The following is a 23,195-nucleotide window of genomic DNA, read 5'->3' on the forward strand; positions in this document are numbered from 1 at the left end:
ACGTGCGACTGCCATTATATCAGAGTTTGCATTTGAAGTCGAGTAAAGATGAGCATAGCTCGATGCTTCTTTTGTTTGAAGGCTCATAACCAATATGTCTCACATCGCGGTTGGATTCCAGCCGCGATGTGAGACGTATGAAGCTAATCATGAGTTACTTGCTATACGTGCTGAGTCGGCTTTCCAGGGTTTGATTCTGGGTGGCGACGCGTTGTTTGCGTTTTTCGGCGTAGGCGTGGAGACGCTGTTTAATGGCGGGCTCGCCAATGGCCAGTTCTTTGGCAGCATGGATGGCGGCATTGACGGCTCCGGCATCCCCGATGGCCATGACTGCGACTGGCGCACCTTCGGGCATCTGTACCATAGAGAGCAGGGCATCGACCCCTTTCAGGGCACCCAGGTCTCGCGGCACGCCAATGACTGGTAGATCGGCGCGCAGGTCGGCGATATTGCCGGGTAGATGGGCGGCCCCACCGGCACAGGCGATCACAACCTGTACCGAGTCTGGCAGGTTGTCGATATGTTGTACAACGGTGCGCAGATCACGGTGGACTGAATTGATTTGTACCAGGCAAGGAATGCCAAACTCGTAGCGCAACGTGTCTACCGCCTTCATCATCAAGGGCAAATCTGAGTCGCTCCCCATCGTAATCAGAACTTTGGGCTCACCTTTGGCGCTGGCTCCCACGCCCTCAGGAGAAACCAGGACGCCATGTTCCTGGCTGATTGCTGCGAGTACCGCTTTTTGATCCTCTGACATATGCTGCTTTATATCGAGAGCGCTGCCCTCGCCTCCTTTGCTTGTCGGTAAACCTGGTCTAGATCATCTCCCACTACCGTGATATGGCCCATTTTACGATCAATTTTAGTCTCGCGTTTGCCATAGATATGTGGGAACACACGCTCATGATCATAGTCCTGGTTCCAATGCACTTCCGCTGGCCCATTGCGCTCACCGAGAATATTTTCCATGACGGCGGCTGGATACAATATAGTCGTGGGCGTCAGGGCAAGATTGGTGATGGCACGTAGATGCTGCTCAAACTGTGAGGTCTGGCAGGCCTCGATGCTATAGTGACCGGAATTATGTGGCCGGGGAGCGATCTCGTTCAACCAGATTTTCCCCTCTTTATCCAGAAACATCTCGACTCCGAAGATACCGATACCTTGCAGTTTATCGATGGTCTCGCTGGCCATCTTTTGTGCCTCGGCTTGCAATTCAGATGAGATTGGGGCGGGTGCCATTACGGTGAGGCAGATGTCGCGTTCGTGTAGCATCTCGACCACAGGAAAAGAAGAGCTCTCGCCGCGCTCATTGCGCGCGATCATGATGCCTAGTTCTTTATCCAGGTCGATGTACTTTTCCACGTAAAGCTCACGGTCACCTAATTTCGCGCGCGCACCTTCAATGTCCTCAGGACCCTTGATGCGGGCATTGCCGCGTCCGTCGTAGGCATCTTTTTTCGCCTTCAGGACCAGTGGATAACCCCATTCCTGGGCCGCCTGCTCGATATCTGTAGTCGATGAGACAGCACGATAGGGGGCAACAGGAATACCATGGCGCGCCAGAAATTCCTTTTGCTCAAATTTATTCTGGATGACGGCCAGTAATTCTGGCGAAGGATAAATCTTTACACCCTCGGCCTGTAAGTCTTGTAGGGCCTGGGTATTGATATGTTCTATTTCATAAGTCAGGATATCCGCACGATCGGCCAATTGACGTAGGGCAACAGGATCTTTCAGGCTACCCACGATTTGTTCAGCTACTGCGGAGGCTGGACTGGCCGGGGTCGGATCGAGAACGACGACCGAAGCAAAGCCCAGCTTACGTGCTGCTTCACTGATCATCAATCCCAACTGACCACCGCCGATAATCCCAATTCGGGTTCGGGCAATAAAATTTGCTTCTTGATCTTGATTAGGTTGTGCTATGTTCACTCGTCGGTTCTCCTTTGCATCGCTCATTTATTGTAAACATCAGTGCTGAATAGTGTCAATCCATCCACAGCTTTCCCTCTTGTGCCTCTCTTCATTTCGCTACTGCTTGCGCACGGTCGATATGTTTCATAGAATAGATAAGGATTATATATCTTTACTTTTGTGAGGAGGTTGTCGATGCCGCGCATCCAACCTGATGACTCGGTCCAATTACCTACCTTTGCTGGTGCTGGCAGTTCTACGATGACAACGCTTTTTCAGACGATGGCACATCGTCCGGATATTATGCAGAGCTCGATGCAACTGGTTGAAGCTGCTATGCGGGGTGGTACGGTTGAGTCACAGTTAAAAGAATTGCTCGCTATTCGCGTCTCTCAGGTGAACTCTTGCTTCTATTGAGAGAACGCTCACACTGCCTTGGCAAGGCAGATGGGATTGGATGAGGCGCTGCTTGACGCTCTTTATCATATCGATCAAAATCGACACTTGTTTACTGAGCGCGAGCTGGTCGCCTTGCGTTATGCGGAGATTGTAACGACGAGCGCTCGCGATGTTGATGAGGAATTGTGGGATGAACTTCAGTCGTATTTCGATGATGGCGAAATTGTTGAACTTACTACTGTAATTGGAATCTTTAATTTCTTTAACCGCTTTGCGGATGCTTTGAGATTAGATGAAGGCCAGGGGCGTGCACCAGGACATTGATTTGTGGTGCAGTGTATGTGGCTAATCAGGAGTTTAGGCGATGCCAACGAATGAAGAGAAGTATCATGCACTCTTGCATGATTTGAATGAGTTAGGTGTGTATTTACATGGGCGTGGTGAGAAGACGCATGCTCTTTCTCAGCAGTTTGCTGAAAATTCGAAGAAGGATTCTTCGAATCGTGAGTTTGATTTGAGTCAGTCTCGTATGCTGGATTATCAACACCATTTGTGGCATGAGATTGGGAATTTAGTTGATAAATTAATTAAGCAATACGAGTAGGGGGGCTTCCCGCCTACGGCGGGAAGGGGAGGGGGAGTAGCAGGGGACACCCCCGCGCCCCCGGCAGGAGGGCCTCGCCGGCCCTCCTGCACCTCCCGGGCAGGCAAATCACCTCAATATATGGCGCGCCGGATTTCCGGCGCGCCATATATTGAGAGAGGTATAATTTTATTTGCCGACGTTGAAGCGGAAGTGGGCGATGTCGCCGTCTTTGACGACGTATTCTTTGCCTTCGAGGCGTAGGACGCCTTTTTTGGTGGCAGCCGCAAATGAGCCGCATTCGATGAAGTCGTTGAAATGGACGACTTCGGCGCGAATGAAGCCGCGTTCGATGTCTGAGTGGATTTTGCCGGCGGCTTCGGGGGCTTTGGCTCCCTGGGTGACTGTCCAGGCTCGTACTTCATCTTCACCGGCGGTCAGGAAGGTGATGAGGTTGAGCAGGCGGTAGCCAACCTGGATAACGCGGTCCGCACCGAGCTTTGGCAATCCTAGTGATTCCAGATACTCCTGGGCGTCCTCTTCGGGTAGCTCTGAGAGTTCTGCCTCAAGGCTGGCTGAGACCGCCGCGACCTCTGATCCTTCTTCTTTGGCGCGTCTGGCTACTTTGACGATACCTTTTAGCTCTGCGGACAGCGTATCTTCGTCGACGTTTTCGCCGGCTGAGATTTTGTCCAGCAGATCGTTGGCCTCACCTAAGATACTTTCGCTTACATTGAGGACATACATACGTGGCTTCATGGTTAAGAGGAAGAGCTCTTTGAGCAGAGTGTGTTCAGGTTGTCCAAGCTCAAGTTCTTTGACCAGCTTGAATTCTTCCAGTGCGTCCTTGAAGCGCTTGAGGATCTCAACCTCTTGTTGATATTTTTTATCGCCGGACTTGGCGGCACGCGATGTACGCTCAAGACGGCGCTCAACCGAGGAGAGATCGGTAATCATGAGTTCGGCATTTAGACTCTCCAGGTCACGATAAGGATCAATGCTCTCGTTGATATGGGTTACATTGTCGTTGGCAAAGGTACGGAGTACGATTGCCAGCGCATCGGCATTACGAATGTGCCCCAGAAATTCAGCGCTTAGTCCTTCTTTTTTCTCTTTGGCGGCCTGTGAGGCCTGACCCATACCTGCGACATCCACAAACTCTACGGTGGTTGGAGTTATCTTTTTGGGCTGAAAGATATCGGCCAGTGGTTGTAAACGCGCATCGGGCACCTGAACCACACCCACGTTCGCCTGAACGGTACTGGTCGCATAGCCACCAATCGGCGCACCCGCCTGGGTTAAAGCATTAAACAGACTCGTCTTGCCACTCTGCGGCAAACCGATAATTCCTATTGTTAAAGCCATGTGCTGTTCTTCCTTCTCCTTAAGTATCTATAGCTGGCACATATTGTACCTCAAGTAGCAATCGTTATAAGTAGGACCACAAGGATGTCTTTTAATCCTGCCCTAAAGTTGTATCTGGTTGCGATCAAAAGAAGATCACGGTGCGGAACTACCGTCTCTCTCTCATGTCGCAGTTGACAAAAAGGATCACAAAAAAGGCCGACCCCTATTATAGCTGACTTGACGCAGTCACAGCCAGACACTACAATATCCTTTGATATAGAGCGTTTCTTATAGAATGGAGGTAACTTTTTATGCCGTTGTTCGAGTACTATTGCTCAGACTGCAAAGCGAAGTTTGAGCTTCTGGTCAGCCATAAACATGCTGATGATGTTGTTTGTATGAAATGTCATAGCGAAAAAGTTCGCCGCCTCCTCTCCGTATTTGCGTCTCCCAGAGGCAATGGCGAAGATTTATCTTTTGATGGTCTGCCCGATGCCGGTGGAAGTTGCGGTTGCGGTGGCGGTTCCTGTGGTTGCAACTAGTCCTTATACTTACAACATGTACATGTTTTTTCTAACAGTTTTCTATTCATAAGCCGAAATCAGGTTTGTCTTTATGCTATTCAATAAAGTGAGCTATCGCCGCGGTATTATTGAAGGGGTTATCATTTATGTCCTCGGTCGGCTCGGAGCATTAATCACTCCAGCGTTCTTTCCCGATTGGACATTTGTGGCAATACCCCTGCTGTTCTTAGTCTTTCAATACATTCTACCACCAGTGTGGGCTGCGCGCCGTATGACCTCTACAAAGCGGGAGCGTCTTAGCAGGCGTTTCTGGCTGCTGGGACCCAGAATAGCGGCCATTTGTCTGGCTTTTGATATCGTGATAAGCCTGTGTCTTGGCTTACCCTTGACAATGTTTGAAGTGCAGAAGGGTCCTGTTTTGTTGCGTCTGGCCACCACTGATGCGGCCAGTCATTTAAGCTGGCTCGGTTATGGTTTATATGAATTGCGCACAGCAGTCTTTTTGTTTGTGTTCTATACTATCGCTGTACTGTGTACCCGCCTGGCTGGTGGAGGCTTCCTACGTTTTACCATGCCGGCAGGTGGTAATCGCGTCACATTATAGTCCAGTTTACCGCCATCAGGGTTCATGCTATGTATGATGAACCCTCTTTGTTATGTGGTCTGCACATTATTTTTATCTTTTAGCTGCTTTTATCGGTTTTCATTAACTTCTATCCATGACTGGCTGTGTTGATGTATCCATTACGTACCCGGTCTGTCATGTGCTCAAATAGACAAATTTGCACCATAACGATAACTCATGTTGCTTCTATTTGATACATTTGTTACAATGTCGGTGAAGCGGAGCTTTATGGTCTTCAGCATGGAAGAGGAAAGGCATGGTAGGATCCTGTGTCAAAAGTATATGCAATTACTAACCAGAAGGGCGGAGTGGGAAAAACCACGACAGCTATCAACCTGGCAACCTATTTAGCTGCTGCCGGGCGCAGGGTACTGCTGGTTGATATGGACCCTCAGGCCAATGCATCAAGCGGGATCGGCGTCTTAAAAAACAAACGTACGCACACGATTTACGATTTACTGATACAAGAGAATGATGAAATTTCTATATTTGATGTAATTGTGCCAACTTCACGCCGTGAACTGGTGGTAGCTCCGTGTACTGTGGATCTGGCCGCCGCCGAGATTGAGTTGGTGGGAGCAATGGCTCGTGAGCATCGCCTACGTCAGATTCTTGAGCCTATTCGCGAGCGCTGTGATTATGTAATTATTGATTGTCCGCCTTCTCTCGGCCTGTTGACCATTAATGCCCTGGTAGCGTCCGATGGCATTGTGATTCCGATCCAGTGTGAATATCTGGCACTGGAAGGTTTGAGCCAGTTGTTGAATACAGTCAATATTGTGAAGTCCAAGTTGAACGCTGAATTGTATATTGTTGGTGTGGTAATGACGATGTTTGACTCGCGTACACGCCTGGCGGCAGATATTGTGCGTGAAGTTCGTTCCCACTTCCCGGAAGAGATTTTTCACACCATTATTAATCGAAATGTCCGTCTCAGTGAGGCTCCCAGTTTTGGTCAGTCGATCCTGGATTATGATCCTACTTCTCCTGGGGGTCTGGCATATCGTGCGCTTGCCGAGGAGGTGTTAGCTCGTGGCTAAACCGAAATCCGGATTGGGGCGTGGACTGAATGCGCTTTTGCCAGGCGCGTCCGATGTGATGTCTGCCCAACAACCAGTAAATGTTTCAACTGATTCGCTGCCGTTTGTGCCTATTGAAAGTATTATTCCTAATCCTCGCCAGCCACGGCGCATCTTTCGTGAGGATGATCCTAAATTACTTGAGTTGCGGGACTCGATTAAAGAGCATGGTTTGATTCAGCCGATTGTGGTGACGCGTTTGGATGGGGCGGATAAGGCTCAATCTACGCAGACGGCTAATGATTGGTTTGGTTCTCCCGAACCATCTGCTGTGGTAGAGGTGGTGCAGTTTCAGATTATCGCCGGTGAGCGGCGCTGGCGTGCTTCCCGTCTGGCTGGCCTGACAAAGGTGCCGGTAGTGATTAAGGATGTGACCCCACTGCAAATGCTGGAGTTAGCCCTGATCGAAAATATTCAGCGCGCTGACTTGAACCCTATTGAGGAGGCTCTGGCATATCAGGCGCTGGTACAGGAATTTGGTCTGACCCAGGAGATGGTGGCTACACAGGTTGGTAAGGATCGGGCGACAGTGACAAATTCGTTACGCCTGCTACAATTGCCGGTGCGTGTACGTGATATGCTGGTGAGCCAGGTCGATAATTTCACGGCTGGACATGCGCGTGCCTTGATCAGTATTACCAATGAAGACGATCAGGTGAAGGCCATGGAGCAGATCATTGCCTTACGCTTGAATGTGCGTCAGGCTGAAGAATTGGCCGCTCGCATTAAAGGCTCAGAGAACGTTGAAGCCGCCGCGGCCCAGTTGTCACAGCCACCTGTACGCTCACCTGAACTGAGCAGTTTGGAATCTCATTTCCGTGACGCCTTGATGGTCAAGGTTGACCTGAAATGTAATCCTAAAGGTAAAGGTACGCTGGTCCTGCATTTCAATAATCAAGATGAATTAGATGGTTTGTATAATCGATTAGTTCCACCGCGAGAAGACTAGTCTTAAGACCATCTGGGGAGGTGACATGGCGGGGATTGAGAGTCCTTTTGTGAAGGTACGGCGTAAATTGGTCATGGCTCGTATCGAGTTTATGGGTCATCTGGCTGCTTTTAAACATGAGGATTTTGCCCGCCCCCTCACAACCGCAGGCGAGTCACCTTTATTGATCGCCCATCATCTTTCCACAATCGAAGGCATTGCGCTCAAGCAACTGCAGGATATTCAGACGCAAGATAATCCTCAATTGGATACGTTGATCCAATTATTGCCAGTCAACGTTAAAACGGTTGAGCCTCCTCTTACGCTGGATGGAGTTCTCGAAGAGATGGCTGTGTGCCGTAAAGAACTTTTCGCGTATTTAGCTCAGGTGTCGCCTGAAGTCTGGGAGCGTCCCTTTATCTTTTCTTCATGGGGACCACGCAAATTTTATCAGCTCGTAAATATGCTGCCTTTGCACGATCGGCAACATAGCCGGCAGTTAATTACCATGCTTTCCACCTTACCCTAAGTCCATCAGCTATTACCACCTTTCCATGGCCATCAGCCGCCTGACAATCCATATTGTAGGCATTGCGGGTACTGGTTTGTTATGTAACCTGGTACGACCCTTCTAGCCTCTTCTGGTGCCTTTTCTAAGTATGAGCTGATTCCCCCATTTGTTCACAGGCTATACTGAGAATATGGCAGTGTATGAAGCAAGTAAATCTGGCGGCAGCAGGTGGTGCCATTGATAAATTACTATTCTGTTCAGGTTGGAAGGAGTCTTTTTATGCGCTATCCTGATACTGAGGATCATCGCTTACATACAACGGTGGCAACAGAGTCTGTGACTCTTCCTTCTCCGGTTTTTATGGGAAATGATGGACAATCTCTGGCTACCGGTGCCGGTGATGGTTGGAATAATATGGGTATGCCACCTACGAGTCAGGTACGTGTCCTGATTGTGGATGACCATGCCTTGATCCGTGAAGGCTTGAGCCAGCTTTTTTCTTTAGAGGATGATATTGAAGTGGTGGGAGAGGCGGTAGATGGCTTTACGGCATTGGAGCAGATTCGGCAGTTGCATCCTGATGTGGTGCTGATGGATATTAATTTGCCGGTGGTGGATGGTATTGCCATTACGCGCCAGGTGACCCAGCAATTTCCGGGTGTGGCGGTGATTATGTTGACGATGCATCGCCAGAATCAACAGATTGTTGAAGCTATGCGCAACGGTGCCAGGGGCTATCTCCTTAAGAATGCCTCTGCTCGTGATGTGGCCCAGGCTATTCGTACGGTTCATGCGGGTGGCGTGGCGATCTCACCTTCTTTGACTGGTGTGCTGGTCAATGAGTTACGGCGTCAACCAGAATCCACATCGCCTGCCGGTCAGCATGTTGCCCAACTCTCAGAAAAAGAGGTCGAGATAATCCGCTACCTGGCGGCCGGTATGAGCAATAAAGAGATTGCTGAACGTCTGGCTTATTCAGAGAAGACGGTTAAGAATTATCTGTCTATTATCTTCCAAAAATTGCATTTGCGCGATCGCACCCAGGTAGCTATTTTTGCTTTGCGCCAGGGTCTCTTACCCGATGAAGAGCTCTAAGCCGCTTGCCGTGCCTATCTGGCCATTTTAGAGCCAGCCCTGGGCTGCGGCAACCAGCGCGGCTTGCGCTCGATCTTTAACCTGAAGCTTCTGCATGATATGGTGTACATGTGTTTTTACCGTATCGTGGCTGATAGCAAGTTTCTGCGCTATTGCCCGGTTGGTTAAGCCTTCAACCATCAGGCGCAAAATCTCGCGTTCCCTTGTGGTTAGCTCTACGATAGGATGGGCAAGGGGAAAACACACTTTAATGCTGGTTCCCTTGTCAGGCTGGCTACGCAACTGCCAGGTCCCCCCAGCCTCCTGCACACGCTCGCGCATAGTCTGCAATCCCATATGCGCTGTTGCGATCTCCTGATTCTTTTGCCATTGATCCTGGTGTTCTACTACCTCTGATGCTCTGTCTGTTTGTTGAGATGGCGGGATAATAATCCCACGACCATTATCTTTGATGATGATAATCAGCAGATTGCTTTGGATATAGATATTCACCCATATTTCTGTGGCATGTGCATGTTTGCGAATATTTGCCAGCGCTTCTTGCAGCAAACGCAGAATAGGTACTTCCAGGCGCTCTGGCACCTGCTGGAGAGCAGTGATATTGCGTTGAATAGTGGTCCTGGGATTATGCATACTGTACTGTTCAAGCAATTGGGTGATAGCTGCGAAGATTGTCTGTTCCTCCAGTTGTGGTGGCGGTAAGGCATTGATACTGGCGCGTAACCCTTGAATGCTCTCCTCAAGAATTGTGCGTGCTCGTACAGCTTCCTGCATGGCATCCTGTACCTGTTGCCGTTCTAGCAAGCGCTGAATCAGCTCTAATTTATAAAAGGTAAAGGTAATCTGCTGAACAACACTATCATGGATATCGCGTGCCATACGCTGGCGCTCACGTTCAACCACAGCATGACGCTCATTATCCCATTGCTGGTGAGTATAGAGAATCTGACCCGCCACATTTCCCATATAGGTCAGGAGGAGCCCTCTGGCATCTAGCAGGATAGTATTATCCACTGGCGCCAGAGCAACCAGGCCAATTAACGCTTTGTGGCAATTGAGCGTTACCAGTAACATAGCTCTATTATTAATCTCTATCGTATCGAGAGTCGCGCCGGGTCCGCGTGAAGAAAGTTGCTCAATCTTGTGCCCATTAAGGCTAGTGGAAAGCAGGCCCCAGGGTAACTTCTCTCCTTGATTACTTACCGGAATAAAATGCTGCTGTGCTGCATGATACAGTAACAGGCAGGCACCCGTGGCTTGAATAGGGCGTCGCATATGCGTAAGAATATGCTGGCGTAACTCGTGGATTTCCATCCTCATACCCAACACAAATCCCATTTCATACAGATCCGTCAGACTATCCAGACTATACATAACCTCTGGCAACATATCTGAGTGAGTTGCTGATGAGGAAGAACCTGTGGCTTTATCTGCTGTTCCCATTATTTATCTCTCCAGTAAGCTGGAATCAAGATCGGCCTTTCTCTTCTCATCATACTCCGCCAGCAAAGAAAGGCATTTGTCAACCCGATGTGTTACTCATACGTAAGAATAGTAGCAACTGGGAGAAGCAGGAGGTGCAGGAGGACGGTCAGTCCGCCTGCCGGGGGAGTGGGGGTGTCCCCCACAATCTCCCCTCTCTCCCTTCGCCGCCGAAGGCGGCGAAAAACCTGAAGAGGATAATAGAGCGCACAGCAAAATAAATTCTCTATAACCTGGAACAAAAAGAAAAATCCTGGTACATAGTGAAACAACCATTTGACACAGCTTTCAGTTTGATAGTATGATAGCTTTCGATACAGTTTTAATGCTAAACTGTGATATCTTCCTGTATTATTGGCAGGTAAGCCATACAGCAAGAGAAAGGATTACTCATGGCGGCCGATGGTGAACAGTCAGCGTCGAGACGACGCGGAAGAGGAATGACAGGTAGTCAAGATCCTCATACCTCGGTGTATCAAAGACCAACAAGTCGAGAAAGACCGATGGGCAGAGCCGATGCATCGCCACATACCGATGGATATCGTTTTGACGAAGGGATGATAGATCCGCCTCGTTCAAGTTCGAGCGTTGTCCGTTTTACAAATACTCAAGCACCGCGTTATTCTGGTTCACAACCTGTTAATGCTGCTGTACCAACCAGACGTCAGGGCCAGGGTATGACAAGAGATTTACCGCCACAGATGCGCCAGACCGGCCATACGGGACGGCAACCACGTCTACCTGTGCAGCCTCCTCCCTCATATACCACATCGTCAACAACGAAAACGACGCGACCATCCAAGCCACCTGTTACTGAGAAGCCGCAGCGGCGTGTACACTGGCTCTTGCCGGCCGGCGTTGGTATGGTAGCTATGCTGGTCTTGTGGGTCCTGGGTAGCACGGTTCTAGCCTGGGGTGTTACCCGCTACAACGATTTTAAGTATGGGTATCCCCGTACATTTCACACGGATGCTGTTGTGGGTCATGGTGATAGCGAGCTGCATAAAAGTCATTTTATGGCCATAAATTACAATCATCAAGCTGTGATTTTTGAAATGATGGGCGGTGATACAGGAGCTGGTAAATCTATTAGTTATGTGGTGAATTTAATTAGCAGTGATAATGACGATCTGGCACCAGTTACCCTGGATTTTAAAGATCTGAATGGTGATAAAAAGCCGGATATGATTGTACATGTTCACTTGTCTAATCAGGATCAGGTCTCTGTCTTTATCAATGATGGTAAGAAGTTTCGACCTGCAACATCCAATGATAAGCTAACGGCACCCATTAACTGAATATTCAAAATCCTGACGGTTTAGCATTCTATTGCTAGCAGGCTCGACCTGTCTCTGTTGATAAATGCAACTTTCATTTCCCACTCTCTCCTGATCTAAAGATCAATTGAGGGTAATATAGATTTATATCTATATATAAAAATGGTGGGATGGTTTGTTGTTGAGAAATCCTGTTTGTTTATAGCACGCTGGTGGAGATATAGAAAGATAAAAAAATCCCCCATCGACTTTTGACCGTTAGTCCTACTTGTGAGCCGGTCAATGAAGCTGGGGGATAAAGTTCTTACTCTATTTTTGTATCAGTGTTTATTTATCAAAAATGTGCCCATAATGCTCCGAAACAACCTCGGCTGGGAAGTAGCGTAAAAGATTGACCGCTACCAGTGATAATGCGATCCAGTCAAAGCCTGCATCCAATGGCACTCCTATCACCGTTCCTACCAACGGCAATACTGTACTCAAAATGGTCTCGTTGATGGCGTCCGGAAAAAGCAAAATTGCTATAATGCCAGCTATCGAAGCAACAAAGAGTCCTTTTTTGAAGACGGGTACTCGCCTATCTACCATTAACGCTTTAACTAATTTAAGTGTTTTAAAACCGTGTAAGAAAATTTGCAGCCGTTTAGGACGTGCAAGCTCTCTTGGGAGCTGGCTACCCCTATTGTCATAGTGGTTTTTGGCTGATTGCTGTAACATATTTTTTCCTCCTGCTGAACGCCATGTATGTAATACGAGCAAGAGCGTGTCCCGGTTGTGTATTATGTTTCAAAGTGACGCAACTTTTAATTATGGACATTTAACCTCTATGAGACTCTTCTTTTTTAGCTGCTCAATGACGGAAAAAGGTCGGGATCAGCAGTTGTCCTGCGTAGACCAGGTGCCAGATGGTGAGCCCAAAGGTAACTAAAACCAGCAAGACGTGGAAGATACGCCAGTAGCGAATGAGGGCGCGATAGAATTGTTCTCGCTGCAATGCCTTTTGAATGTCCTGTAGCTGCTCAATCTGTTGATTATAGCCTGGAATCAGAGCACCTGGGGCTGCCAATGCACTTTTCTTGTCGGGCACAAAGCGGTATTGCTGATTGTTGCGACTGATCTCCTGCGGTGTTTCTTCAAGTGAGATATAGGCAATATCCCATGAACCCGGTAACGATGTTCCTCCCATACTGATGGGATCTGCGGCGGCTACGGTTGATGGCAGGGGACGAGTGGGTTTGGTGGCAGGTGTCCTGGACTGGAAGGCACCAAGGTCCTGAGCATTATGGGTCACAATTTGTTCAACTGTGTTGGAAATATACTCTATGCGGTCCTCGCCTTGTTCTGTTAAGGCTTTTTTGACTTCTTTCGTAATCTGACGTGGCACCAACCGATCGATCATCCGTCCGATGAAGCCGCTCAGTACCAGACCAATCATGCCATAGAGGGCGTAGGTTCCGCTGCGGGGATTAAAGTTACCGAAGGAATGCAGTACAAGCAAAAAGATGGCAACGACACCGAAGCAGATGTGCCAGTTGAGCGCCTGATTCAACTGGCCTATTTTACGCCGATGGGTACGTCGTACACGTGTGTAAAGAAACGTTGCCAGCAACATAAAGGTGCTACCAACAATAGCATAAATATAACCGGCCAGACTATCTGGAGACATATCTGTGCTGAAGCGTGAATAGACGAAGAGACTGAGAATACATACAAGGATAATCCCCAGGGTGATCGTCCAGGTTCTAAACCATGGTCGTGTGGTATCCAGAAAAAGCCAGGGGTAGCCTTTCTCATCGCTCAATTTATTCATCTGTTCCTGCCTCTCTTCTGCTGCTTCTGTTTGACGCTCATCCTTTATTCCCCGGATCCGATGCTGAGGAGGCGAACCTTTAGCCAGAGCATCATGGAATCACGATGTAATCCCACCGGACATGGGGAGACGCAGGCACCACATTGGTAGCAGGCACGTGCAAAACGTGCAACCGGCTCTGAGATGGGACCAGACAGCGTTTCACGATTGAGCATATCGATGGTGATTGGTTCCGCCACCGCTGGACAGGCCAGAATACATTCATTGCAACCGATGCATGCTTGAATCTCTTGCCCTACCTGGGGCCTCGTCTTATGAAGGATAATGGAATTTGGCTTTAGCATTCTTAGCATTTTGTATTTTTCTCCTTCATGAATCTATACATTATCGCTGTCAGCGTCCGGATTAACGTAGGCCCATAACTTGTAGCGCAAATCCTTTTTTTCGGGGCTGGCAGGGTAATTTACTCTATTGTCGCTTGCCCTGGCAAACACTTGAGCATTCACTGGTGTGATCGGTTCCAGTCGTGGCTGATAATTATTTTCTTGTATATAACGTCCAGGTTTTGCTGGCTCAGGCAGCGCGACGGAGGGCAGGTTGCCGGTAAATGGATTGATCTCATCATCGTCAAAAGGAATGATCGCCATGGGTGCGACCGGTTCGGCTCTGTGTACCTGCTGTGGTCTGGCTGTTGACTGTACCTGGGGCCGCATCTGCTGTGGCCTGGCTGACTGCACTTCCAACTGTCTTTGTTGGGCCAACTGTAGCAGCTCGTCTGTATTTGGTGTACGTCGTGGTGGCGCCGACTCCTCTGGTTTGAGGAGCGGTGGTAGTTTCTGAGACAGCATATTCCTGGCGGCATGCGAACGCTGGTGCGAAAGATACGAGCGTGAGTCGAACTGTCCCTTTAACAGTGCTTTCGTAACATTTTTGATCGGAATACCCTCGTCAATCAGGCGTTTAATAGCCAGACTGTCAGGCTGACTATGCCCCATGGAAAGATAGCCGACCAGACGATCATCCAATATGCAGACACGGCGATAGCCATTCTGACTGTTATCGGTTAAGACGGTTGTACGAGGATCTTTCGTGAGCGGTTCGCCTGCTGTGAGCATGGAGAGCTCTCCCAGGTGGGTGGCGTGCCATGGTACTCCAAATGGTTGCATGGCTAGCTCTTTGTTGCCAACCATCATGGATCCGGCGATCCGGCCTTGAGCAACGGCCGCATACCACTGAGCTCGTGGCTCGTAGTTGCCCGTTTGAGGATTTTTCAAGGCGGCAACGTCGCCTGCGGCATAGATATCGCGTACACTGGTGCGTAACTTGTCATCGACCAGGATCCCATTTTTATGCATCATCGGCACTGTGCAGTTCTTTGCCAGCGATGTCGCGGCCTGGGTACCAGTACAACTTAAAACCATCTGACAAGGAATCATTTCCTGTTGATTGGTGATTACACCGGCTACGGCCCCTACACGTCCAATAATGCCGGCCACCTCGGTTTCCAGATGCACAAGTACACCGGTGCGGCGAATATTGTTCAGTACCATTTCTGAGGCCGTTTCGTCCAGCATACGGCCCATAAATGTTTTGCCGCGAATCAGCCAGTGAACACGGATGCCCCAGTAGAGAAGGCCCATTACCGTTTCAATGGCATGGACACCTCCACCAATGACGACTGCTTCATTCACTTCCGCCAGACGACGGCGTAAATCCAGAAAATCCTGTAAGCGATGCAGGGTAAGTACACCATCAAAATTCCGGCCGGGAGTGTTCTCGGGGAGTCCCTGTGGGGTACTACCTGTGGCGATTAAGAGCGAGTCATAGCCAAAGCCGCGCTTGTTATTGAGCATAACATACTTGCTCTGGGCGTGGATCTCTGATACGCGTGCATTAACAACATGAATACGTTCGGCCCGTTCGGTTCCCGCTGGATATGCCAGTAACTGCTCTCTTGTCAGTTTGCCAATCGCAAATTGCTTGAGGGCAGGCGTATTGATGGTTGGATGAATCTGATCAGTCACGATCACAATACGCTTTTCGGGAGCGAGACGGCGTGCTTCGACCGCTGCGGTAAGTCCTGCTATGCCATTGCCGATAACGACAATATCCGCCTGGTCAATCGCCGGTTGACTACTATGGTTAATGGGTACGATTTTTTTATCCGACTCGTTGATCACAATCTCACATCCTGACGACATATGAAGAAAACGCCTGTGCCAGCTTCTACTCTTCGCTTAGCGATAAAAAGTAGAAATACGCCAATGTAATCCTCTAATCGACATCTACAGCTATGAAGATTCCATTGGCGGCTTGCATATAATAAATATCAGTATTAGCACGTTCTTTTAAGTGACGCTCCATATGCGGCGTTGAATTCTGGCAGCGTTCACTGCATTGGAAATGCACAAGGGAACCATTAGCTTTTTTAATGGTAAAGCTTTTATCTGGAGCCATGTTTACAATAACTCCCGATGTTTGTGCCATGCTGGGACCATGCGTTATTGCTGTTCCGATGCCTCTGGCAATTCCTATTATTACCAGTGAAAGGATGCCAATAAGCAAGAGTACAGAGATAAGGGCTGTTGAGCGCGGATATTTCATCTGTAATCGTCCTAGCGTGCTCTTCATGGATAGAGTTAATTATGGAGATGTTCCAATATTCTATTAATGAAGAACAAAAAATTTTATAGGCCTAAAGGCTTGATACTATGATGTATTGTATATCAGGCTGTTTCTGTTTTCTGGTTTTCAGGCTGAAATTAGCCTATATTTCTTATTGTCCGGTTAATGTATTGGCGTGAGGGGATACGTGTTCTATTTGATCATTGCACATAAATTGTTCCGAGACTTTACAGATCTGGTAAATATCATGAGCATAACGCGTTTACGGAAAGTAAGCCATATTATGAATCGCCGAGGTTAATCAGACCACGCTGCGCGGCCATGGCGACTGCTTCTGTGCGATTAGTGGCACCAAGTTTGCTCATGATGGAACTGACATGGAATTTGGCGGTACGTTCACTGATGATGAGATGGGATGCGATCTCTTTATTGGGCATGCCCTGTGCGAGCAGGAGTAGTACTTCTAGTTCACGTTCGGTCAGATCTTCTACCGGCGGCAAGGTATTAGCAGGACGTGCCGGAGTGTTTTTTTGCTGCCCAACATGGCGTAGGAGTTTTGAAGCCACAATTGGCTGTAGCATGGAACCACCATTCATGGTGATGCGGATGGAATTAAAGATCTCTTCGCGCGGTGCCTCTTTGAGAAGATAGCCGTCCGCGCCAGCCTGAAGTGCATGGATGATTCTTTCATCATCGTCAAAGGCAGTAAAGATAATGACACGTGGCCGTTGGGGTCGTTGAGAGAGCAGGCGCATAGTCTCTACACCATCTTTTACCGGCATTTCCAGGTCCAGCAAGAGCATATCTGGTTGTAACTGTGCAGTAGCGCGTAATGCTTCTTCCCCATTTTTGCATTCAGCGATTACTTCAAAGTCTGGCTGGGTTTCTAGTAATGTATGAAGACCTTCGCGAACAATCGGATGATCGTCCGCCAGTATGATACGGATCATGGTGTGCACCTTTCCAATAGAAATTATGAGCCGTGATCGTCAGTTAGTAGGGCACGGACACCTCGATGCATGTTCCACTACCAGCTTCGCTTGAGATGCACATGTGGCCTTCAAGGATGCGGACACGTTCCCCCATACCGGTAAGTCCAAAATGTCCTGAGTTTGGGCCACCATGCTGTGGAAGATTGTCTGCATCGAAGCCGATGCCATCATCTTGAATGCTCAGATTGATCCAGCTCTCCTCAGCGAGCAAACGCATCTCAATATGTTCAGCATGAGCATGCTTGCGAGCATTGGTCAGCGCTTCCTGTGCGATGCGGTAGAGGCCAGCTTCAATGCGCGCGGGTAGGGCTGGAAATCCAGTTATAGGAGCATAGCTATATTGTACAACAGGTTGAGGTTCTGCTGCAGCCATAGAAGCCAGTGCTTCTGGTAGTGTATGTCCTTGTAGGGGGGCGGCTCGCAGATCCATAACGGAGCGCCGGGCCTCTTCCAGATTATGGCGGGCCAGGTTCAATGCACGCTGAATGGATTCGTGGGCTCGTTCGGGCCGCGAATCGATGACGGCGTCGGCAGTCTCCAATTGCAATGTGATGGCGGCGAGTCCCTGGGCCATGGTGTCATGGATCTCACGAGCCAGACGGTTACGCTCCTCTGTTGTCGCTAATCGTGCGGCCGCCCGCGTATGTTCTGCAGAGAGGCGTGCCCGTTGCATTGCCAGGCCAATCTGATCGCTGATGATATGCAGCAATTGCAATTCATCGGGACGTAGCTCACGCCAATCCTCGCTGGCCACGTTTAACACGGCCAGCAGGGTTGAGCCTGCGTAGATAGGCACACTTGAGTGAAAGCGTAGTCCCAGGGCACTGGGATCACTGTCCCGCTCGGCGTTTTTGAGTCGGCTACAGCGCAGGACATTGATATTAGAGGCTTCCTCCATAGTATCTCCCATGAAGGTGTCCAGGCAGACGCAGCTGCCACACATACGTTCATCATGGTCCGCGAGATAGGGAGGCAAGGATTGAGAGGCGGCCACCACGGGCTCGCCTTTTTCATCAATGACCCAGACCCAACCTGTGCGCAGACCCAGTAGCTGCGTGACATGGGTCAGTACTTCTTGCAGCGCATCGTGTACATCGATCTGCCGATTAAGATAACTGGCAATTGTATAGAGGACCGCCAGTTCTCGGTTACCATCGAGTAGTGAAGGTGTCTCTGGCTTGTCCTGTGGTGGTTGCTGCATATCTTCTGCGCCTTCCCGTTATTACTCCTGTCTATACTGCTTAGAGCTTTTCTAGACGGGCAAAGTCAAGGCTGAGCCGCTTCTTGCCATGTTTACCTGGAAATTGTACTTCTACGAACTCGGTGCCCTGCTCCATCTCACTTTTAAGAATAATGCCATCCCCAAAGATATTATGGCGTACGCGATCACCTGGTTTGAAGCGTTGCGCTTTCGGTTTGGCTGGCTCAGGACTTTTAAAGTTGTTCGCTGCAGGAAAACTACCCTGGCTCTTAGGTGCGGCGGGGAGTGACGAGTAGTTGCGCGCTGGTGGTGTAGGCTTTCCGCTGCTACCACGACCAAAGACACGTCCACTGTCTCCATAAGGATCTTGATTGAAGTCGTCTTCCCAGTTGTATTGGCGCTGTGTGGATCTATTTTGGTTGCCTGTACGGCTGGGACTGGCCTGACTCTGGGCTACGGCCCCTCCTCGTTTAGCGAGCAGTTTTGTGGGAATATCATCCAGGAAACGGGATGGTTCGGTGTATTGGGTCTCTCCAAAGACTGAGCGGCGACGGGCGCGTACCAGGTAGAGTCGATTCATGGCCCGTGTAAAGCCCACATAGGCCAGACGGCGCTCTTCTTCCACCTGCTCTGGCTTGTCGATTGAACGGGAGTGTGGCAGTGAGCCTTCGTCCATGCCGACGATAAAGACGACGGGATATTCCAGGCCCTTGGCGGCATGCAGGGTAATCAAGGTTACTGCATCGGTGGTTTCTTCACGGATCAATGAGCCATCCTCGCCGGACTGCACGGTGTCCGCACCTCCAACCAGGGCGACATTCTCTAGAAACAGTTCCAATGCGCTATGCGTCTCAATCTCAGAGTAATCTTCAGCCACACGGCGCAATTCCAGCACGTTCCCCCAGCGATCCAGTTCTTCCCCCTCTGAGGCGGCTCGTAGCTCAGGACCATAGCCACTGCGTTCAGCAATGCGGTCAAGGAGTTCTGGTAGGTGGAGTTCGTCAAGTGCTCCACGTAGATCATTGATCAGCTTGTGAAAGCTTTCCAGTGCATTTTTTGTGGCTTTGCCCAGTGTTGGATGCGTCTGGATGTTGTCCAGAGCTGCATAGAGTGAGCTATTGTGTTGTGCGGCCCATTGTTGCAGCTCTCCAACGGTCCTGGCACCAATTTTGCGGCTAGGTACATTAATCACCCGTAGCAGGCTCAGATCATCATTAGGATTGGCCAGCAGGCGCATATAGGCCAGCATATCTTTGATTTCTTTGCGATCATAGAATTTACGGCTACCGATAACCTTATAGGGGATATTCATACGCAGAAATTGTTCTTCAAGCGCACGGGATTGAGCGTTGGTGCGATACATTACCGCTACATCGCTGCGCTTATTAATATCCCCACGCGCTAACAGACGCACAATTTCCTGTGCCGCATAGAGACCTTCCTGTTCCTCGTTATAGGCCTCATGCATAATAATCTTTTCGCCGGTCCCCTGGGAGGTCCAGAGCTTCTTATCTTTACGCAGACTATTGCGTTTAACGATCCCTTGTGCCGCATCCAGGATCGTCTGGGTGGAGCGATAATTCTGTTCCAGCAGGATAATTCTGGTCTGGGGGAAGTCTCGCTCGAAGCGCAGCACATTCTCCGCGCTGGCGCCACGCCAGGTATAGATCATCTGATCATCGTCGCCAACCACACAGACATTGCCCACGCCCGTATGCTCGCTATCGGTGCCATAGCCCAGTAAGCGGATCAATTTGTATTGTGGCAGATTACAATCCTGGAACTCATCCACATGCAGATATTGCCAGCGTCGTTGGTAGCGCTTCAACACCTCTGGTTCGCGCCTCCACAACTGCTCGGTCAACATAATCAGATCATCAAAATCCACGCCGTTATTTTTGCGCATCATCTTCTGGTAGACTTTAAAAACGCGGGCCGCCACCTCTTCAATATATTTGGTGGCCAGTTCCGCCATCTGATCAGGACCATGCATATCGTTTTTTGCACGTGAGATTAAGGCTTGAATAGTTGCGGGCCGATATTGCTTCTCATCCAGATTTAGTTCTTTAATTGCTTGCTTGAGTAAAGTATTTTGATCATCGGTATCCAAAATAACGAAAGAGCGTGAAAGACCAAGAGGTGCCAGATGATCCGCTTCCATGCGCAAGACACGAGCGCAGATGGCATGGAAGGTACCGATCATCATCTCCTTGGACTCATTGACACCAACCAGATTTTCCATCCGCTCACGCATCTCACGTGCCGCTTTGTTGGTAAAAGTCACCGCCAGAACGTGCCATGGAGAAACCTGCTCATGCTGTACGAGATACGCCATACGATGGGTGATAACGCGTGTCTTGCCGCTACCAGGTCCCGCCAGAATCAATACCGGTCCCTCTGTGGTGGTTACAGCCTCCTGCTGTGGCTGATTAAGGCCTGCTAATAAATCTTGTTGTTCCAACATCATCACCCTCCATATCACGAATGAACAGAAATGCCTGAATAATAATATAATGCTGCTATAGAATAGTATTGGAATGACCCATGTGGCTGTAGTTGTCAGTAGAACGAGGCTATTGTACCACAGATAACCACTTCCCATCGCCAAACAAGTACCTGTATTTCTAGCCCGTGTTTGCACATAAAAAATAGGCGCGCGCCGCAGGGGCGAGTGTGTTATATTATTGTCATATATATGTCTTTCTGCTGATAGCACATGACATTCATTGTTGAAAGGTTTCGGTGTGCAACAGATAAATGAGGAGCGCCAACGACGCCTGCTCGCTTACCGCAATGCCAGGCGCGTCCTCGTGCGCCTTTTAGCTATCCCCTTTTTATTCCTGCTAGGTAGCCTCTTTTGTATCTATCCGCAACACTCCTGGAGCTTGATTGGCCTGACCAATGCTCTATGGCACCGCTTGATGGCACCATTCCTCTGGCCATCTTTCTTCTCCTGGCATCCGTTGCCGCTACTATGCAGTTATTTGCTCTGTATGTGTTGCTTCGAGTTGCTCTATCTGCCGCTCTATTTCTATCTTGATTATGATCTGAAGCGTTACCACCGTCTACCAACCTCTTCTCTATGGACCTGTGTGCTGCGGCATTGCCGGAATCAAAGCCGGCTGGTAGTGAAATGGGCGCTACTGGTTCAGGTTATTTATCTATTGGAAGCATGCTTGCAGGAATGGTGGTTCTGTGCTTTTGCTGGCTTACAGCTCTTGCTGGATATTTTTGTCGCCCAACGCCAGCCGGCCGCTATGGCTCGCACCTATACTCTGACGCGCCTGGTGGATGGTGAGTTGGCGCAGCGTCTGCACCTGTTGATGCAGCGGCTCTCGACCTCTGTCAAAGGTATTTATATTGTGACCCGGCCCGGCACAAAGATGGCACCCACCGCTTTTGTCATAGGCTGGGGCTGGACGCGCACCATCTGTATTGCGCATACGACCCTGGAACGCTTTTCCCTGGATGAGATTGAGGTGATCATGGCTCATGAACTGTCTCATCATATCCATGCTGATATCTGGCGACACTTCCTGGTCAGGACAGGTGTGCGGACCATGCTGTATTTCTTGTTATCTATGTTGCTGGTGGATCTGGTAAATGTGCCTATCTATTTTTTTAGTGGCACGACTGATAGTGCCACAATGCCGTTTCTTTTAAGCTTTTTTGTGTTATCCTGGTTGCTAACACGTATAATCATGAATAGATATAGTCGCTACACTGAATATCGTGCCGATGAATTTGCACTAAGCAGGACTGGTAAGTATCAGGCGTTTAAAACTACCATGGTTAAGTTGGCCAATATCAATACGCTCCTGGCTCATGATGATAGCTACTCAAGTCATCCTTCTATTGTGAGTCGTATCCAACATGCGGATGAGTTCGCGGCTCGCGGTGTGTAATTATATGTTGCTGGAGCCTTACTATTGATAGCTTAATATAACACATCTCTCTGGAGGTCTTTTTTTTTATGACTGGAACCCTGATTAATTTTGCGACGGTAATGGTTGGAGGGGTGCTGGGACTATTAATTGGCGAGCGTTTGCCTGAACGGATTAAAGTAATTGTGATTGCGGCGATCGGTTTGATTACGGTAGTGATGGGTATCTCTTCTGGCATAGCGACCAAAAATGCCTTGATTCCATTGCTGGCCCTGGTAATTGGCTCGGTGATTGGGGAATTGATTAATATCGATAAGGGTATCAACTGGCTGGGAGAGTGGCTGAAGAAGCGCTTTAGTCGTGCTGATAGTCCACAAAATTTTACGACGGCCTTTGTTATTGCCAGTTTGCAGTTTTGCGTTGGACCCCTGACGATCCTGGGTTCTATCAATGACGGCTTGACGGGTGACTATCGTTTATTGGCGATCAAAGCGGTGCTGGATGGCTTCTCCGCGATTATTTTTGCTAGCAGCTTTGGGGTTGGAACCCTCTTTGCCGGGGCAACCATTTTACTGGTCCAGGGTGGTATCTCACTGATGGCTGGACTGGTGAAGCCGCTGCTGGTCTCTGATCCTCATTTGAGTATGGCGCAGCAGCCACGGGTAGTTGAATTGGCGGCTGTAGGTGGGGTAATTCTGGTTGGGTTGGCCTTGAATATTCTGGATATCAAGCGGATCAAAGTCGCCAATATGTTGCCGGCGTTGTTAGTGGCTCCCCTGATTGTGGCATTACTCAATATCTTTGGTATCCCCATCAATTTCGGCCTGGGCTAATATGACGCGCCATTCTCTGGTATGCATCGATTATTTATTGGATCGCATAAGGGATATCTTGTGGTACGATGATAGACAAG

At 49.2% G+C, this 23,195-nt stretch carries 24 protein-coding genes; 12 read left to right on the forward strand and 12 right to left on the reverse strand.

Annotated features, from left to right (window positions below; all coding sequences use genetic code 11):
• Positions 1-154: 154 nt before the first annotated feature.
• Together EL633_RS09890 and purK are read right to left on the reverse strand one after the other, a co-directional pair.
• A complete protein-coding gene (locus EL633_RS09890) occupies positions 155-760 on the reverse strand; it encodes a 5-(carboxyamino)imidazole ribonucleotide mutase (protein WP_126627022.1) in 606 nt (201 codons plus the stop codon).
• Positions 761-768: 8 nt separating this feature from the next.
• The gene (purK, locus tag EL633_RS09895; RefSeq protein WP_218027452.1) at positions 769-1,938 is read right to left on the reverse strand and encodes a 5-(carboxyamino)imidazole ribonucleotide synthase; all 1,170 of its coding nucleotides are present in this window, start codon (positions 1,936-1,938) and stop codon (positions 769-771) included.
• A 177-nt stretch (positions 1,939-2,115) separates the two neighbouring features.
• On the opposite strand from purK, the gene EL633_RS09900 reads away from it, so the two are divergent.
• From EL633_RS09900 to EL633_RS09910, 3 genes are read left to right on the forward strand one after another with little or no spacing between them, the layout of a single operon-like run.
• Entirely contained in the window at positions 2,116-2,337 is a 222-nt protein-coding gene (locus EL633_RS09900) for a carboxymuconolactone decarboxylase family protein (RefSeq protein WP_126627024.1), read from the forward strand.
• A gap of 18 nt (positions 2,338-2,355) precedes the next feature.
• Positions 2,356-2,643: a carboxymuconolactone decarboxylase family protein gene (locus EL633_RS09905; protein ID WP_126627025.1), complete on the forward strand. Its 288-nt coding sequence runs from the start codon at positions 2,356-2,358 to the stop codon at positions 2,641-2,643.
• A 40-nt stretch (positions 2,644-2,683) separates the two neighbouring features.
• Entirely contained in the window at positions 2,684-2,923 is a 240-nt protein-coding gene (locus tag EL633_RS09910; RefSeq protein ID WP_126627026.1) for a hypothetical protein, read from the forward strand.
• 168 nt (positions 2,924-3,091) lie between these two features.
• Here EL633_RS09910 and ychF read toward each other — a convergent pair whose 3' ends face one another.
• Positions 3,092-4,267: a redox-regulated ATPase YchF gene (ychF, locus tag EL633_RS09915; protein ID WP_126627027.1), complete on the reverse strand. Its 1,176-nt coding sequence runs from the start codon at positions 4,265-4,267 to the stop codon at positions 3,092-3,094.
• Positions 4,268-4,560: 293 nt separating this feature from the next.
• Here ychF and EL633_RS38115 point away from each other — a divergent pair, with 293 nt between their 5' ends.
• The 6 genes from EL633_RS38115 (at position 4,561) to EL633_RS09945 (ending at position 9,011) form a co-directional block, all read left to right on the forward strand.
• A complete protein-coding gene (locus tag EL633_RS38115; RefSeq protein WP_126627028.1) occupies positions 4,561-4,791 on the forward strand; it encodes an FmdB family zinc ribbon protein in 231 nt (76 codons plus the stop codon).
• Positions 4,792-4,864: 73 nt separating this feature from the next.
• A complete protein-coding gene (locus EL633_RS09925; RefSeq protein WP_126627029.1) occupies positions 4,865-5,377 on the forward strand; it encodes a hypothetical protein in 513 nt (170 codons plus the stop codon).
• A gap of 290 nt (positions 5,378-5,667) precedes the next feature.
• Complete coding sequence (locus EL633_RS09930; RefSeq protein WP_126627030.1) at positions 5,668-6,438, forward strand: ParA family protein; 771 nt, start codon at positions 5,668-5,670, stop codon at positions 6,436-6,438.
• Positions 6,431-7,426 carry a ParB/RepB/Spo0J family partition protein gene (locus EL633_RS09935; RefSeq protein WP_126627031.1) on the forward strand — a complete coding sequence of 332 codons (996 nt, stop codon included), beginning with the start codon at positions 6,431-6,433 and terminating at the stop codon, positions 7,424-7,426. The genes EL633_RS09930 and EL633_RS09935 overlap by 8 nt, the downstream gene beginning before the upstream one ends.
• A 25-nt stretch (positions 7,427-7,451) precedes the next feature.
• Positions 7,452-7,934: a DinB family protein gene (locus EL633_RS09940; protein ID WP_126627032.1), complete on the forward strand. Its 483-nt coding sequence runs from the start codon at positions 7,452-7,454 to the stop codon at positions 7,932-7,934.
• Between the two features lie 261 nt (positions 7,935-8,195).
• Positions 8,196-9,011 (forward strand): response regulator, encoded by an 816-nt coding sequence (locus EL633_RS09945; protein WP_218027453.1) that lies wholly within the window; start codon positions 8,196-8,198, stop codon positions 9,009-9,011.
• Between the two features lie 27 nt (positions 9,012-9,038).
• Here the strand turns inward: EL633_RS09945 and EL633_RS09950 are convergent, their stop codons facing one another.
• Entirely contained in the window at positions 9,039-10,454 is a 1,416-nt protein-coding gene (locus EL633_RS09950; RefSeq protein ID WP_126627033.1) for a helix-turn-helix transcriptional regulator, read from the reverse strand.
• 431 nt (positions 10,455-10,885) lie between these two features.
• Between EL633_RS09950 and EL633_RS09955 the strand changes: the two genes are divergently transcribed.
• Entirely contained in the window at positions 10,886-11,791 is a 906-nt protein-coding gene (locus tag EL633_RS09955; protein ID WP_126627034.1) for a hypothetical protein, read from the forward strand.
• A gap of 306 nt (positions 11,792-12,097) precedes the next feature.
• On the opposite strand, the gene EL633_RS09960 is transcribed toward EL633_RS09955, so the two are convergent.
• The 8 genes from EL633_RS09960 to EL633_RS09995 form a co-directional block, all read right to left on the reverse strand.
• Positions 12,098-12,487, reverse strand: a complete 390-nt coding sequence (locus EL633_RS09960; RefSeq protein ID WP_126627035.1) for a hypothetical protein — start codon at positions 12,485-12,487, stop codon at positions 12,098-12,100.
• Positions 12,488-12,620: 133 nt separating this feature from the next.
• On the reverse strand, positions 12,621-13,580 hold the full coding sequence (locus EL633_RS09965) for a hypothetical protein (protein ID WP_126627036.1): 960 nt from the start codon (positions 13,578-13,580) through the stop codon (positions 12,621-12,623).
• A gap of 44 nt (positions 13,581-13,624) precedes the next feature.
• Entirely contained in the window at positions 13,625-13,933 is a 309-nt protein-coding gene (locus EL633_RS09970; protein ID WP_126627037.1) for a 4Fe-4S dicluster domain-containing protein, read from the reverse strand.
• A 24-nt stretch (positions 13,934-13,957) separates the two neighbouring features.
• Positions 13,958-15,781 (reverse strand): NAD(P)/FAD-dependent oxidoreductase, encoded by a 1,824-nt coding sequence (locus EL633_RS09975; RefSeq protein WP_126627038.1) that lies wholly within the window; start codon positions 15,779-15,781, stop codon positions 13,958-13,960.
• Positions 15,782-15,854: 73 nt separating this feature from the next.
• Positions 15,855-16,184 (reverse strand): hypothetical protein, encoded by a 330-nt coding sequence (locus EL633_RS09980; protein ID WP_126627039.1) that lies wholly within the window; start codon positions 16,182-16,184, stop codon positions 15,855-15,857.
• 302 nt (positions 16,185-16,486) lie between these two features.
• Positions 16,487-17,155: a response regulator gene (locus tag EL633_RS09985; RefSeq protein WP_126627040.1), complete on the reverse strand. Its 669-nt coding sequence runs from the start codon at positions 17,153-17,155 to the stop codon at positions 16,487-16,489.
• A 43-nt stretch (positions 17,156-17,198) separates the two neighbouring features.
• On the reverse strand, positions 17,199-18,398 hold the full coding sequence (locus tag EL633_RS09990) for a GAF domain-containing sensor histidine kinase (protein WP_126627041.1): 1,200 nt from the start codon (positions 18,396-18,398) through the stop codon (positions 17,199-17,201).
• A gap of 40 nt (positions 18,399-18,438) precedes the next feature.
• Positions 18,439-20,865, reverse strand: a complete 2,427-nt coding sequence (locus tag EL633_RS09995; RefSeq protein WP_161982066.1) for an ATP-dependent helicase — start codon at positions 20,863-20,865, stop codon at positions 18,439-18,441.
• Positions 20,866-21,142: 277 nt separating this feature from the next.
• Here EL633_RS09995 and EL633_RS10000 point away from each other — a divergent pair, with 277 nt between their 5' ends.
• A complete protein-coding gene (locus EL633_RS10000; protein ID WP_126627043.1) occupies positions 21,143-22,303 on the forward strand; it encodes a M48 family metallopeptidase in 1,161 nt (386 codons plus the stop codon).
• Positions 22,304-22,371: 68 nt separating this feature from the next.
• Complete coding sequence (locus EL633_RS10005; RefSeq protein ID WP_126627044.1) at positions 22,372-23,115, forward strand: DUF554 domain-containing protein; 744 nt, start codon at positions 22,372-22,374, stop codon at positions 23,113-23,115.
• Positions 23,116-23,195: the final 80 nt, after the last annotated feature.

It is taken from the genome of Dictyobacter alpinus, from assembly GCF_003967575.1.
GTDB classification, from domain to species: domain Bacteria; phylum Chloroflexota; class Ktedonobacteria; order Ktedonobacterales; family Ktedonobacteraceae; genus Dictyobacter; species Dictyobacter alpinus.